We start from the raw sequence: 15776 nt of genomic DNA, 5'->3' as shown, positions 1-15776 counted from the left end.
TTTTATGTATTCGTGATCAAATATTCTTTGAAGGCGTCGTAATTAGCTGACATAGCTACGGCTTGTTTTTCTCCATGTTCTAAATTATCTGCTCCGGCTGGCAATTGAACTTCCTTAAATAGCGCTGCTGGTATCGCATCTGGAAATTTGCAAGGATGCGCGGTAGAAAGCAACACAGAAGCATACGTTCCTGGATGTTCAGCTCGGTGTGCTTTGGCTGCCAAATACGCGATGGCCGTATGCGGACAAGCAACATATTTGTATTGATCATACATTTCCTGTACACCTGCCAAAGTTTCTTCGTCGTTGTAGGTATAAGTCTGAATCAAGTTTTGCAGGGTCGGCAAATCGTGATCAAACAAATCTTGAATCCGCACCCAATTACTTGGATCACCTACGTCCATGGCATTTGCCAAAGTTTGTACCGATGGTTTTGGTTCGTACTTGCCAGAAGTCAGGAAGCGCGGCACCGTATCATTTGCATTGGTCGCGGCCACGAAGTTCTTCACTGGTAAACCCATTTTATAAGCGAGCAATCCTGCTCCGATATTGCCATAATTACCACTTGGCACCGTAAATACAACTTCCGATATACCTTGTATACGCAATTGCGCATACGCCCAGAAATAATAGAAAGTTTGCGGAATCAAGCGCGAAATATTAATAGAATTGGCGGATGTCAGCCGCAGTTGTTGATTGACCTCCGCATCGTTGAAAGCTCGCTTTACCAAAGCTTGGCAATCGTCGAATGTGCCATCCACTTCTATCGCGCGAATATTCTGTCCGTTGGTGGTCAGTTGCTGTTCCTGCACTTTAGATACTTTTCCTTTTGGATATAGAATCGTAACACGCGTGCCTGGCACACCTAGAAAACCTAATGCCACGGCACCACCGGTATCGCCCGAAGTTGCGACCAATACATCCAACAGCTGATCATCTTCTTGGGAGAAATATCCCATGATACGACTCATAAAACGCGCTCCAAAATCTTTAAATGCATAAGATGGTCCATGAAAAAGCTCAAGAACACCCATTTCGCTGTCCAAAAAGTGGATCGGCGCGTCAAAGTTGATAGCATCGGCTACGATATCTTTTAATGCCGCTGCCGGAATATCATCGCCTACATAGAGTTTGGCAATTTCTAGCGCAATTTCTTGCAAGGAATATTGCGTGATGTTTTTGATAAAAAGTGGATCCAACTTTGGAATCTCTTCGGGCATATACAATCCCTTATCTGCCGGTAGAGAATGAAACACGGCATTTTTAAAATCGGTGCGTAATGCTTTATTATTGGTACTGTAAAATTTCATCTTGTATGGGCGTGTTTAATCTAATAATCTTGGACCTTGGGTATTGACGGCCGAAACGTAGGTATTGCTATCTATCTCTTGCTGATCAAGGTGTTTCTTAATTTCTTGGGTTATAGTTTGAGCTGCTTCTTCGCTTTGCGTAATAGCTACCACGGAAGGACCGGATCCCGAAATACCAAAACTCAATGCGCCGTGCGACAAAGCAATTTCTTTCATCTCGGCAAATTGTGGAATTAAGATGGCACGCACCGGCTCGATGATCACATCTTGCATACTACGGCCGATCAACGCAAAATCATTGCGATACAATCCTGCGATTAAACCGGCTACATTTCCCCACTGTACTACGGCATCTTTGAGCGCAACGCGGTCTTTGATTAACTGCCGAGCATCTCTCGTCGGCACATCCACATGGGGAAACACAATTCCGGCATACATGCCGTCTGGCACAGGCAGCGCCACAATATCTAATGGCTCGTACGAACGCACGAGTGTGATTCCGCCCATCAAAGCAGGCGCTACATTATCGGCATGTCCATGTCCGCAGGCCAGTCTTTCACCCTCGATACAATAAGGCAGCAACTCTTCTTTTGTTAAGGGATTTCCCAATAAGGCATTGATCGCAAAAACGCCAGCCACGGTACTTGCCGAACTTGAACCTAAGCCGCTTCCAATCGGCATGTGCTTTACCAACTCGATCTCAATTCCGAATTCATCAGCAAGCCCTAGGTCTTCCAAAACTTTCATCGCGCAAGCGCTTACGGTATTTTGATCTGGATCGAGCGGAAGTCGACCATCGTCGCCTTTGATTGAGGTAATACGCACGCCTAGCTGTTCCACTTTGGTCATCGTCACCTCGTCGCCTGGTGCATCCACCGCAAACCCTAGAATATCAAATCCACAGATCATATTGGCTACGGTCGCTGGCGCGAATACGCGTACCTGTTCTTGGATATTTTCCATATGTACTCGCTGGTCTATCATGACGTCAGCACTTTTATCATCATTCATATTTTTTCTTCTAGATTACTCGTTCGGTTTTTAATTTTATGCACCAATGTTCACTAAGTCTGAAAATACGCCTGCGGCGGTTACCTCAGCACCAGCACCAGGTCCTTTCACCACTAATGGACGCACTTTGTATCGTTCTGTGGTAAAGGATATAATATTATCACTACCTGATAGGGAGTAAAACGGATGATCAGCACCGACCATTTCCAGCTCGATAAACACTTTACCGTCAGCCAGCTTACCGATGTAACGCAATACCTTATCTTCAGCGGCAGCACGATCGCGTAAATCATTAAAATAAGCGTCTGATTTTTGAAGCTCCGCATAGAAATCGGGCACTGAAGTCGCCGCTAAACAAGATGCGGGCAAGATATTGCCCAAAACCACGTCTTCCGGTTCAATTTCATGTCCGGCATCGCGAGCGAGGATCAGCATTTTGCGCATAAAATCCACACCACCCAAATCATCCCGCGGATCTGGCTCAGTATAGCCCAACTCCTGTGCTTGCTTGACCACATCATAAAAGGAAACGCCTGCTACAAAATTGTTGAAGATGTACGAAATCGTACCCGAGAGAATCGCTTCGATCTTCAACAAGCGGTCGCCGCTCATCATCAGATCTTTGAGCACGCGTACGATTGGCAAGCCCGCTCCCACATTGGTCTCGTAATAGAAATCTACACCAAAACGACGTGCGGTATCGCGTAATAGCTTGTAATTAGCGAAAGAACCAGAGTTCGCAATCTTGTTACAGGTAACGATCGAAATACTGGATTTAAATATCTCCTCGTAGTAAGTAGATGGTAAAGCACTAGCCGTATTATCGATAAATACACAGTTCGGCAGGTTGAACAGCTTCATGCGCTCGACAAAAACAGCTAGATCAGATACTTCGCCTTGCTCCTCTAAGGCGGATTCCCAATCAGCAAGATCAATCCCCGACACATCAAAATGCATTTTTCTAGAATTGGCGATGCCCACTACTTTGATATCAATGTCATTATGCTCTACCAGAAAATCGTGTTGCTCGCGCAATTGTTGGTACAAGGTCGCACCTATATTGCCTGTTCCGAGGCTAAATACATGCAGTGTTTTATTCAATGTGGCAAAAAAGGAATCGTGCACTGCATTCAATGCTTTGCCTAAATTTTCCTTATCGATGATCACGGAAATATTTAACTCGGAAGATCCTTGCGCTATCGCGCGAACATTGATTCCGTTACGCGCCAAGGCCTGAAACAGTTTGCCCGACATGCCCGGCGTGCGCTTCATATTTTCGCCTACGATGGCTAAAACCGACAAACCAGACTCTGGCTCTGGTAAGATCAGTTTTCCAGCTCCTATCTCCAGCTCAAATTCTTGATAGATTAATTGCTGTGCTTTCTGCGTGTCTTGCGGACTCACCGCAAAGGTGATGCTATGCTCCGAAGAAGACTGCGTAATTAAGATCACGTTAATCTGTTCGCGCGCCAATAAGCTAAATAGCCGACCACTAAAACCAGTACGACCAATCATGCCGCTGCCAATCATATTGATCACGGAAATATCGCCAATAGATGAAATACCTTTGATTGGATAGGAAGATTTCTCGCTTTCGAACTGAATAACCGTTCCCGCAAAATCTGGATTGAAGGTATTGCGTATCACGATCGGTATTTTTTTTGTGAACGCCGGCAACATGGTTGGTGGGTAAATTACTTTTGCTCCAAAATAAGAAAGCTCCATCGCTTCCGTGTAGGATAGTGTAGATAAAGGAAAGGCCTTGGATACAATCCGTGGATCTGCTGTTAACATACCATCAACATCAGTCCAGATCTCAATGCGCTCGGCATCTAGCGCTGCACCAAAGATCGCAGCTGTATAATCTGAACCGCCTCTTCCTAACGTGGTGACACGGCCAGCATCATTCGAACCGATAAATCCGGTCACAAAAAGCAGTTTATCGGCATGCGTGTAATTCAACGCCTGAATTAATGGGATCGTGCGCTCTTGATCGACGTTAGCCTGTCCAAAATTTGAATCGGTTTTGATGTAAGAAGAAGCATCTATAAAGGAAACATGGGGGATTTCCTGTTCCATGATCTTGGACACCATATAGCTTGAACAGCGTTCTCCGTAGGATATCAACAAATCCTTACTCTGTAAACTCAACTCCTGCAATACGGCTACACCTTGAAGCAGGGCATCGATTTCATTAAATAAAAGTTTTAGTCGTGTGAATACTGGATTTTGGAATTTGACGGGAATCAAATTTTTCACCACATCAAAATGTCTGGCTTCCATCTCGGCAAGTCCTGCTTCAAACGAATTTCCAGCGGCAGCATCTTCGGCCATGGCTTGTAAGGTATTGGTTATGCCAGACATGGCCGACAATACTACGATAGGTTGCTCTCCACTGTCGTAAGACTTCTTGATAATCGCTAGTACGGATCGGATACTCTCTACCGAACCAACTGATGTGCCACCAAATTTTAAAACTTTCATATAATAATTGCGATAAATAACACCATAAAAAAAGCCTTCCTCGTTTCGGAGGAAGGCTTTGTATAATTAAGTACGTTGAGTCGCTACCATACAAAAACTTCCTCCGGTGAACTAATCCCGGTGGTAATAATTGTAATAATAGTGATCGATGATTGCATGTCAAATAAAATTCTTACAACAAATAAAGGATATTATTTTAAATAATCCAAACATTTTGCCGAAAATTAAACAATTACTTAACGCAGCCTTGAAAGGCTAATTCTTTTTAGCGAGATGACGGGGTAACTACCTGTTTGGAAGAAATATCATATAAATGAAATAATTTCTCTTGCAACTCGCGTATCTATACATTACATTTGTGGTAAATACATAGAGAGCTAGGGGATTTACACCTAGTAATCCATTTATTCATCAGCGAAAACGCGATTTAATGAAAACAAAGAAACTAGTAGCAGCAATGCTTTTCATAGGCTTATGTCTAGTGTCGCAGGCACAAACAACACAAACAAAATCCTCTGACCCTGATAATCTGGCGAAAGAGTACTTTTCACAAATTATGGGCGTTGCTGTTAACGCTACTACCAATACCAAACTTTATCAATTTGTTTACGAGTGGATCGGCACACCTTATCGTTTAGGTGGAGATTCCAAGCGTGGTATTGATTGCTCAAAGTTTTCATTGGCTGTGTATGAAAATGTATTCAACACCACCATTGGTTATAATAGCCGCAATCAGTATGCCAATGTGACGACTGTACAAAAAAATGACCTTCAAGCGGGTGATTTAGTATTCTTCAAAATTCGTAGTAAAAGCATCACCCATGTCGGTGTTTATTTGGGCGATAATCAGTTTGCACACGCATCTTCTAGTAAAGGAGTGATGGTGAGTAATCTGGATGAAGCTTACTGGCGTCGTTATTACTTTAGTGGTGGACGCCCTAAAGTAGATCAAGATCGCGTGATGATGGCCAACATCGGAAGCGACGAAGATGATAACCTGAACTAATCCATTCTCCGTAGGAGTTTTAAAATATTTTAAGTCTGAATGTACATCACATTCAGACTTTTTTATTTGAAAGATTTGCTATTTTTATAGCATTCAACACCATTACACTATGTCGGCAACGAAAACCCTGATTTTAAATAAAGAACAGATTCACCAAAAATCTAAACGTATCGCTTATCAGATCATCGAAGATAATTTTGATGAGACAGATATCGTGTTAGTGGGGATTGCCGATAGAGGTTATGTATTTGCACAACGTTTGCAAAAACTATTGCAAGAGATCGCTCCGCAGATCAATATCGAGCTGATGCGCGTAACCATCGACAAATTGAAACGACAGCTGGATGCCAGCGCCGATCAAGATCTGACCATCGCACAAGATAAAGTGATCGTGTTGGTAGATGATGTATTAAATAGTGGCCGAACTTTGGCTTACGGTTTAGGGCTATTCTTAAACATCCCTTTAAAGAAAATGCGTACTGCGGTATTGATAGACCGCAGCCATCACTCCTTTCCTATTTTCAGTGATTACTACGGCTTAAAGCTTTCCACTATTTTGAAAGAGCATGTGGAGGTAGAATTTGAAGAGCACGATGGTGTCGATTCAGATGCCGCTTACCTCGCGTAATAGCATTATATTCTTCCTTTTACCTGAGCAACTTTGATCTTTTGACCAATAGAAAGGTGGTTATTTTTGATATTGTTATCGGCTTTTAGTTGCGCGATTGTCGCCCCTTTGTAGCGAGATGCAATTCCCGTCAACGTATCTCCCTTTTTCACCGTGTGCACGACATAAGCGGTTTGTTTCACGGGGGCTACCGTTGCTTTTGCTTTACTCACATTAGAAGCTAACTTCGTATCGACACGCTGTGCTTCTTCTTTTTCAATCCATAAAGTTTTGCCAACGCTGACGCTTTTGGAAGAAAGGTCATTCCAGGCTAACAGCTCTGACACACTCACATCATGCTTTTTGGCAATCGCGGCCAATGTTTCGCCCGCCTTCACCGTATAATGTACTCCAGCCAGCTTTTTTTCCACCATTGGATGAGTTTGCTGGTGGAGTGCTACATAAAGCAGTGAATCATTAGCACCTTCTAGCATGGGCACGATGAGTCTTTTAGGTTGTTCTACCGTGCCGTTCACCTGCTTCCGTTTAAAAGCGGGGTTATAAGCTTGCATTACCTCCAAAGAACAATCTACCGCTTGAGCCACTTGATTTAAGTCTACTTGACGATCCACCATTAATACACGATATGGCGATTGTAGATCAGTAGCCTGCGCAGCTAGCTGATGCGATTCCGCGTGCTTCAGGACATATGAAATGGCAATATATTTAGGAATATAATTACGTGTTTCTTGTGGCAAATAAGGAGACAATTCCCAGAAGCTTGGCGCATGCATACCAGAACGTTGTATAGCACGTCTTACACAACCACGCCCACAATTGTACGATGCTAAAGCCAACAACCAATCATTGAATTCATCGTAAGCTTCGGTCAGGTATTTAGAGACGGCGTACGTACTCAAATAAACATCTTTGCGCTCGTCTACATAACTATCCATCGCAAGGTTGTAGCCTTTGGCCGTACCATAGATAAACTGCCAAGGGCCTAAAGCGCCAGAAGAAGATAAGGTGTGCGGATTCAGCGATGACTCTACCACCGATAGATATTTGACTTCGTCGGGCACGTGAGTTTCTTCAAAAATCTGCTCATAAATCGGGAAATAATATTCGCTCAAACCCAGCAATTTCTCCATATAAGGTTTGTAATTTCTAGAAATATATTTATCCAAATAAGCTTTCACAAGATGGTTATATTCTAGTGGAATGGTTTTCTGCATTCGCTGAATGCGTTGCCCAATAAGTACATCGTCATACGAAAAATCAACCTGTGCACCATACGCCTCTTTAATGGAGTCAAGCTGCAGGACAACCGATTCTCGCTCTTGTTCAAATTGCTTTTGTATGGATTGCTGAAGAGGCTTCCGAAGTACGTTTCTTGTTCTTTTTTGTGCTGTGGTCGTTTGGAAGACCATCACAAACATCAATAGTAATAAGCTTATCTTATTTTCCATTACGAATGGGTGTGATTAATTTAAATGGGCGTTAGCTTCTTGTGCTTATTGGCCAGCCCTATAAATATAAAAAGCCAAAAAGTTCTGCTAACGATGGGCTAGCAGAACTTTTTGGCCGTTATCTATTCAAGATCCGATTATCTTGGATCGTTGATCGAGTCATTTCTTCTGGTATGCGTTGCATCAGTATCTTCAGCAGTAGGCTCCTCACGTTGCCCCTCTTTAAATTCCTTTACACCTCTACCCAATCCACGCATCAATTCAGGAATTTTCTTACCTCCAAAAAGAAGTAGAACGATGACGACAATAATGATGATTTCTTGCGTTCCTATAAACGCTAAATGTGCTGTATTCATAATATCTGTTCCTAATTATCCCATAACACTGAACTCAAATGTAGTCACTATCAGGGAATAATACTAATATTTCAATTATTTTGTTACTATTATATTAATTCCTATCGCGCCAACCATCCGGAAGGATCTTGCGGATTTTGACCTTGGTATACACCAAAATTAAGTACTGGGAAGCCACGGTCTGGATCATCATCTACTGTACCGATGGTCTGTCCTCTTGAGATTTTCTCTCCACGACGCACGGAGAGCGATTTCAAATTAGAATACGTGGTAAAGAATTCACCATGTCGGATCACGATCAATCCCGGCAGCGCTTGTGCCACTTCTCCATCGAAAACAGCGCGAACCGATGCATTCGATCCTGTTCGAATACCTACATCCAGATCATCTACTGTAACACCGCGCTCTACAGTCTTGCGCCCAAACGCACTGATGATATTTCCTTGTGCTACTGGCCATGGAAGGCGACCGCGATTCGACTTGAAGTCTGCGGACAGACGGGTGGCTTCAGGTGTACTATTCAACACATTTGAACCTGTTTTCTCAGCAATTTTCTTCTCAGCCTCTACCACTGTGGTACCCGATCGTTTGGCTTCTTCTTCTGCTAATTTGCGTCGACGCTCTTCTTCCAAGCGTTTTGCGGCAGCTACTTCACGCGCAATGGCATTACGGATAGCAGCATCTAGTCGTTTTTTCTCTTGTTGCTTGCTGGTCAACTGGCTCTGGAAACCGCGTTCTTCGCGCACCAATTTGCTCAACTCTTGCTGGTGATTGGCTCTATCTTTAGAGATGACATCGCGCTCCGCGCGTTGCTCTGCCAATAGTTTGGCTTGAGTTTGTTTGTCTACTTCCAATTGGGCAAGTTTCAGTTGTATCTGTTTTTGTGTTTCTTCGATTTCAGCAGCCTTGATCTTTCTAGCATCATTGAACTGCTGCAAGTATTTCACACGCTTGAAACCTTGATTGAAATCTCGCGATGCGAAGATGAACATCATCTTGTTATAGGCATTCTTGTTGCGGAAAGCGAATAAGATCATTTTCTTATAATCTTGGCGCATCTTCTCCAGTTCTGCTTCTAGTGCCGCTACTTCTCGCGTATTTTTCGTGATTTGATTACTGATGATTTGCAACTCTTTATTGATCGTTCCGATCTTATCTTCGCGCAAATTCAACTGCTTGCTCAATGCAGTTACTTCATTTTGGGAAAGCAACTTCTCTTGCAATTTGGCACGTAATCCTTTCTGTATCGTCGCGATTTCAGCATCGATTCTTTCTCTTTGCTTCTTCAGCTCAGCACTACTTTGTCCGAAGGACAAACCCACTGCAAAACACACGAAAGCTATACTGAAGATTATTTTTTTGATCATAAGAGTTACCGGAACTAGCTATCCAATCATTTGTAAAGAGGCAAAATTAACGATATTAATCAGTTAAGCTGACACAGGGATACGTCTTTTTTTGACATTTTACGAAATTTAACAGAACATCCGCATCTGAAAGTCTAAAAAGGCATATCCAACTTTTCATTGAATTGTACACGGTTGTATTGTAAATCTGCTTTAACCTGCAAACCTTCTCCCTGCACATTCAGGATAAATCGCTGTGGAAACACGTGACCATCGAAAGAACCATATTGATCGTACGACGCATCCAAGATTTGACCCAATTGCTTGTCTTCTATTTTGGTAGCATAGGGGCGATTTTTGGGATTCATCCCGTATTGGAATGTCACATTATTCTTCGATCCTACAATGATGACATCCTCGCCACTGCTAGCGACTTGAACTTGAGATGAGCGCAAAAGTTCAGGCGAAAGATTTCCCACCAAAATATCTTGCAATGCCTTAAAGGTTAGCCCGGGATTGACGTAGTTATATACATAAGAGAATGGGCGCGTAATTAACTCCTTTTTCGGATACTTCGTCTGTATCTTGATACTATCTGGCGTGATTAATACACGTGCTACTTCGATATTCAGCAAGGCCGTCACGGAAATCCAAATGGCCTTATCCCGTTCTATTCGAATATGAGTGGTCGCATCGTGGCTATTTTTATCCATCGTCACCTTGGCCTTTGCTCTACCAGAGAAGGTAAAATAGTCTAGATTACTCATCTCAAATGTCTTGATGGAGTTATCCGTAGCGACATCTGCTGTCGGCACCTCTGCTCCCTTTGCAGTCTTCCGGCGAGACGAACAGGACGACGCGAAAACCGCAATAGCAAGCAACGCGCAAAGGTATTTAGTCAATAAACTTTTTCTCACGAATCTTTTCTTTTAATTTATCTACATCTACAGACTTGTCTTCATCGGCTAGGTTTAATGCTTTTTGCCATTGCGCAACCGCATTTTTATTTTTGCCTAGTTTAGCTAAAATATCCCCATGGTGCTCTAGCAAGACAGCAGAAGGCTTTTCGCCTTTCATCGCTTTTTCAATCCAGACCTGTGCTTCTCGGTAATTTCCTTGCTGAAATAATACCCAAGCATAGGTATCCATAAACGTATTGGAGGTTGGCTCTAGCTCGGTGGCTTGCTTAGCATATGCCGCAGCTTGATCCAAATTTTCTTTTCGAATGGACCAGTAATAAGCCAAATTATTTAATGCAGATGCATTCGTGCTATCCAAAGCAATAGCTTCTTGATAAGCGGCATCAGACACCTTTATCATATCTAGTGCGTGGTACAAATCGCCTAGCGAACCGTAGATCATGGATTTAACGTAATCATTCTCATTGGCACTATGATCTAATGCCGCTTCCAGATATTCGCGCGCGGCAGTCGTGTCGTTATTCATGAAATAAGCAATTCCCGTAAAGTAAAACAACACCGAATTATCCGGAAAATGGATCAATGCTTCTTGCCCGTGCATAATACTTTCGCTGAGTTGATTGGCCGCCATCTCCACGTTCATCAATTTCCTCCACGTATCTGCCTGCCGTGGATTGATACCCAACGAGGTCAGATACAATGATTTTGACTCCGCTAAATTTTGACTTTGCCAAAGGATGTCTGCCTTAAAATTGTAGTTCTCTGCTATGCGTGGGTATTTCAACACTAGCATATTTGCCAAATCTTGTTTTTGTGGCAAGGTTAACATATCTGGACTAGCTGCGATCTGTGTCATCACGCGGTGTTTTTCGGGATAAGGAATGTTTTCCGAACGAAAAGCTTCTTGCAGTGCGGCATATGCTCGCTGTGGCTTTTTCTGATTATTATAAATATCCGCTAAGTCAAAATATAGAAAATCATTCTTCGTAAAAGTCAAACCGTCTTCCAACACTTGGATGGCTTGTTTTCCTTGTCCTAGGTTATTGTTCACGAAAGCCAATGTACCATACACCTCGCGTATCGGTGACCGTTCCTGATACCATTTCTGTAATAAGGTTCGTGCTTCTTTCAGCTTACCCATATCAATCAACACTTCTGCCTTTACTACATCTAGCGTATCCGAATCACCGATTGCTTTGATTGCTTCATCATATACCGCCAATGCTTCTTCGGACTTATCGGACGCGTGTAGCATCAACATCTTTTCGCGCAGAATCACCGGATTGTTCGGATAATACTGTAAAAGCTCATTGAGTGTACGCACGATTGCCTCGCCATCTCCCATCGTTTTGTAAAGACCAAGCAGATGGTTATTATAGGTCAGATCTTTCGGCTTAAGACGAATTGCTTGTTGAGCAAATGGCAAACTACCTTCCACATCGCCCATTTGCGCATACAATAATGACTTCGCGTAATATGCTTCCGAGTTATCAGGATATTCCTGAATAAGGTTGTCCAATAATTCAACACCCTCATTTATTTGTCCAGCTTGCAGCAATTGTTGAAATTCGATCAATTTCTGCTGATAGGCAGAGTCTGGCGTTGCTTGCTGTGCCTCTGATTTGGTTAAAATCGTGCATATGAGCAGGACTGATAACAGAAGAATCCGTTGAAAAGAATTTGAAAACATATATGGATTGAACTTATAATATTGGAATCTTATTTATTAAATTATCCTAAAGATAGTTTAAACAAAAGTAAAATAATAAAGTTCTAAACAGCATCTTGTTTTTTGCTTTAGCAAAAAATTAACAAACAGTTCTCTGATTTATTAATCATACTAATTTCAACCCTGAGATATGTCTTCAGAACAAAGCTTACGCGCCATTTATTATTCAACATTTTTATAGCTTTATTTAAGATATTTTGTTTAAATCAAACCATAAAATCTAAGATACAAAGCTTCTGTATAGTGAATAAAGGAGGATTCTTACTCAGTAAACAAATAGCAGACACTCTAAGTTCAAAAATTTTGCGACAACAAAAAAACGATCTCAAAAATTAGGTGAACACGCTATTCTTCTAAAAAATTCAAATCTTTACTAAAACTTTCTTTCAGCTGAGTGACTGCAAAGAGTGAAATAGATGTCAACACGATCATAAGAATAAGAGCAGAGTTTAACATCCCAAAATGAGGTATTAAGAAGTTATAAACAAATGTTATAGGTATTAAACATCCTCGCACAATATTCGGCACAGTGGTCGTTACCGTTGCTCGCAAATTTGTCCCAAATTGTTCGGAGGCTACGGTAACAAAGGTAGCCCAATAACCAACACCTATACCCATAAAAAAGGCTAAATAATTGAATTGAAGCTGTGTAATTCCCACGGTATGAAGATACTTTATAGTTGCGACAAGTGCTACAAGGTACAATACAACTAACGTATATTTCCTAGACTTTGTTAGTTGAGAAAAGAAACCTCCAAAAACTTCACCAATGGTGACACCAATATAATGGTACACCAGTCCTAACCCGGCAATAATTGGCACCTCAGCACCCAGCGCCGCTCCAATTTCAGGACTTTGAGTCATCAGAATACCCATTACGAAATAAGATGTAATACCCAAACAAATACAATAGATATAGCGCAAAACACGCTCTTTGTTACCAAAAAGTAACTTTAAGCTTCCTTTAGAAATATGATTAGATGTCTTACTGTACATCGCAGGCTCGAAGATACCTAATCGTAAAAAAAGCAATAAAATCCCCATTCCACCTCCGACGTAATATGCAATACGCCAGTCAAACAAACTAGAAGCATAAAACGCCGCGACTGTCCCCATCATGCCCACACCTCCGACGATCATTGTTCCATACCCACGCTTATTTTTGGGCATAGTCTCACTCACTAGAGTAATGCCTGCCCCCAATTCTCCCGCCAAACCAACGCCAGTAACAAATCGAATAAGAGCATATGTCGGCACGTCGGTAACCATTCCACTTAATATGTTTCCGACTGAATAAATGATTATAGATCCAAATAAGACTTTTAGTCGTCCAAATTTATCTCCAATAATTCCCCACAAAAAGCCTCCCAGCACCAAGCCAGCTACTTGCATGTTGATAATAAATTCACCTTTTGATCGAATTAATTCGCTAGGCACTCCGAGATCGCTCAGGCTTTGAACCCTAACGATTGAAAAAATAATTAGATCATAGATATCTACGAAATAGCCCAAAGAAGCCACAACGATAATTAGAACAATATTTTTCTGCGATACGGTGGAGTCTGAGGAAACCTTATCCATGTTCATCGTGGTAGTTTTTTTCTGTATACTCATTTGTATTATTACTTGTTATAAAAAGTTTAATGGCAAAATGCCCTGTAAATACGCTGTTTCGCACACAACTTTCGAGTTATATTTATGTAGTCTATTCACTAAAAAATTGATTTGGACTACCTTGCTCATAAAGATGTTCTCATACCCATCGAAACCTTTAGATGATGAAGCACCTTTCATCGATAGAATTTCGTTTCTGACTAATAAAAATTTAGTGACCTAAATAATATCGGTATTACGCCAACAAGGCGTATTGGGCACAAAGTATAACTGCTAAGAAAGCGACCAATCCAGCAAGCTTGCACTTTAGTCTATACTGATATAACTATATTTAAGCGGATTGCTGTACTGAAGTTAACCGCATAAAAAGAAGTATTTAGATTTATTAGAGTTGCAAGTCTTAACAAATGCCTATTTGTTTAATTTTTCCGATCTAGTTGACACCAACCATGTAGCAAAAGAAGTTCACTGACCGAGATATTACCGTCACAATCCCTTCCAAAAAATACTATGATCAAACACAACAAAAAAACCGCAAACAAATCACATTGCACCAGCACCAAAGAAATACGCGATCTAGCATAAAAAGAGAAGTGAGACTGACACAAACTTAGCTTGTTTGATTCGACCATAAAAAATGATCATTTATCATTTTGGTTAGTAAAATCTACATCGCAATAGTCTTGGTCGGTACAGACCTCTACAATACTGTTAAAGTAAGCGCATCACTTAGATATATGCTTCGGATGCGCTTTACTCCATTCATTACAAGCACTATAGATTTCCTCTTCTTTCTTGCTCTTTTTCTAAGGCTTCAAATAATGCTTTGAAATTTCCAGCACCGAAACTCTGTGCTCCCTTCCTCTGAATAATTTCGAAAAACAAAGTCGGACGATCTTGCAATGGCTTGGTAAAAATTTGTAATAAATAACCTTCTTCGTCCTGATCAACCAGAATACCAAGATCTTGCAATAGCTTGATTTCTTCGTCAATATGCCCCACCCTATCTGGGAGCATATCATAATACGCATCAGGCGGAGAAGGAAGAAACTCAACACCATTTTTTTTCAACTGCCTAACTGTCTTAACGATATCATTTGTAGCAAGAGCGGCATGTTGCACGCCTTCTCCCTCATAAAACTCCAGATACTCTTCTACTTGAGAACGTTTTTTACCATCTGCCGGTTCATTGATAGGAAATTTAACATATCCGTTTCCGTTACTCATCACTTTACTCATCAAAGCAGAATATTCGGTATTAATTTGTTTATCATCAAATGTCAATATGTTAACAAATCCCATTACCGTTTCGTACCACTCGACCACGTCATTCATACGATTCCAATCTACATTCCCTACACAATGATCAACATATAACAAGCCAGATTCTTCGGGATTGTAATCAGACTCCCATTTTTCATACCCCGGACGAAAAAGGCCATCGTAGTTTTTACGTTCTACGAAGAGATGGACAGTTTCACCATAAGTATATATCCCTGCAGTTCTGACTTCTCCAAATTCGTCTGTCTCTGTTTGTGGTTCTTGATAAACTTTAGCTCCTCTAGCAACAGTCTCTTTAAAAGAATTATATGCATCGTCGACCCACAAGGCCAAAATTTTAACGCCATCTCCATGCTTTTTTACATGTTCTGATATCGGACTCTCGGATCTAAGTCCTGAAGTCAACACTAATCGTAGTTTATTTTGCTGAATAACATAAGAACACCGATCACGTAGGCCTGTTTCGGGACCAGCGTAAGCTAGGCTCTGAAATCCAAACGCGGTCTTGTAAAAATGAGCCGCTTGCTTCGCATTTCCCACGTAAAGCTCAATGTAATCCGTGCCATTCAACGGTAAGAAATCTTTTGCTTTACCTATTTTCTCGGCAAAACTTATTGATGTTGCTGTAGCCATAATTATCTTT

At 41.6% G+C, this 15776-nt stretch carries 12 protein-coding genes; 2 read left to right on the top strand and 10 right to left on the bottom strand.

Annotated elements, in window-relative coordinates; translation table 11 throughout:
• Positions 1-2 precede the first annotated feature (2 nt).
• The 3 genes from thrC to thrA are packed head-to-tail and all read right to left on the bottom strand — an operon-like array spanning position 3 to position 4805.
• Positions 3-1310, bottom strand: coding sequence for a threonine synthase (gene thrC, locus DC487_RS01600; protein ID WP_116774213.1), 1308 nt, complete (start codon positions 1308-1310; stop codon positions 3-5).
• Between the two features lie 15 nt (positions 1311-1325).
• Positions 1326-2321 (bottom strand): homoserine kinase, encoded by a 996-nt coding sequence (locus tag DC487_RS01595; protein WP_239016294.1) that lies wholly within the window; start codon positions 2319-2321, stop codon positions 1326-1328.
• 36 nt (positions 2322-2357) lie between these two features.
• Positions 2358-4805 (bottom strand): bifunctional aspartate kinase/homoserine dehydrogenase I, encoded by a 2448-nt coding sequence (thrA, locus tag DC487_RS01590; protein WP_116774212.1) that lies wholly within the window; start codon positions 4803-4805, stop codon positions 2358-2360.
• 430 nt (positions 4806-5235) lie between these two features.
• Between thrA and DC487_RS01585 the strand changes: the two genes are divergently transcribed.
• The gene (locus DC487_RS01585) at positions 5236-5811 is read left to right on the top strand and encodes a C40 family peptidase (protein ID WP_116774211.1); all 576 of its coding nucleotides are present in this window, start codon (positions 5236-5238) and stop codon (positions 5809-5811) included.
• A gap of 109 nt (positions 5812-5920) precedes the next feature.
• The gene (locus DC487_RS01580) at positions 5921-6439 is read left to right on the top strand and encodes a phosphoribosyltransferase family protein (protein ID WP_116774210.1); all 519 of its coding nucleotides are present in this window, start codon (positions 5921-5923) and stop codon (positions 6437-6439) included.
• Positions 6440-6444: 5 nt separating this feature from the next.
• Here the strand turns inward: DC487_RS01580 and DC487_RS01575 are convergent, their stop codons facing one another.
• From DC487_RS01575 to hppD, 7 genes are all read right to left on the bottom strand, one after another.
• A complete protein-coding gene (locus DC487_RS01575; protein WP_116774209.1) occupies positions 6445-7887 on the bottom strand; it encodes a lytic transglycosylase domain-containing protein in 1443 nt (480 codons plus the stop codon).
• Positions 7888-8024: 137 nt separating this feature from the next.
• Positions 8025-8243 (bottom strand): twin-arginine translocase TatA/TatE family subunit, encoded by a 219-nt coding sequence (locus DC487_RS01570; protein ID WP_116774208.1) that lies wholly within the window; start codon positions 8241-8243, stop codon positions 8025-8027.
• Between the two features lie 101 nt (positions 8244-8344).
• On the bottom strand, positions 8345-9610 hold the full coding sequence (locus tag DC487_RS01565) for a murein hydrolase activator EnvC family protein (RefSeq protein WP_116774207.1): 1266 nt from the start codon (positions 9608-9610) through the stop codon (positions 8345-8347).
• A 134-nt stretch (positions 9611-9744) separates the two neighbouring features.
• Positions 9745-10506, bottom strand: coding sequence for a DUF4292 domain-containing protein (locus tag DC487_RS01560; protein ID WP_133228314.1), 762 nt, complete (start codon positions 10504-10506; stop codon positions 9745-9747).
• Positions 10484-12199, bottom strand: a complete 1716-nt coding sequence (locus DC487_RS01555) for a tetratricopeptide repeat protein (RefSeq protein ID WP_116774205.1) — start codon at positions 12197-12199, stop codon at positions 10484-10486. The genes DC487_RS01560 and DC487_RS01555 overlap by 23 nt, the downstream gene beginning before the upstream one ends.
• Before the next feature lie 384 nt (positions 12200-12583).
• Complete coding sequence (locus DC487_RS01550; protein ID WP_239016293.1) at positions 12584-13825, bottom strand: MFS transporter; 1242 nt, start codon at positions 13823-13825, stop codon at positions 12584-12586.
• A gap of 801 nt (positions 13826-14626) precedes the next feature.
• Positions 14627-15766 (bottom strand): 4-hydroxyphenylpyruvate dioxygenase, encoded by a 1140-nt coding sequence (gene hppD, locus DC487_RS01545; RefSeq protein WP_116774204.1) that lies wholly within the window; start codon positions 15764-15766, stop codon positions 14627-14629.
• Positions 15767-15776: the final 10 nt, after the last annotated feature.

This window comes from Sphingobacterium corticibacter, from assembly GCF_003076635.1.
Taxonomy (GTDB): Bacteria; Bacteroidota; Bacteroidia; order Sphingobacteriales; family Sphingobacteriaceae; genus Sphingobacterium; species Sphingobacterium corticibacter.
Note: the sequence above shows the minus strand (reverse complement) of the source record. Positions and strands in the feature narration are given on the sequence as shown.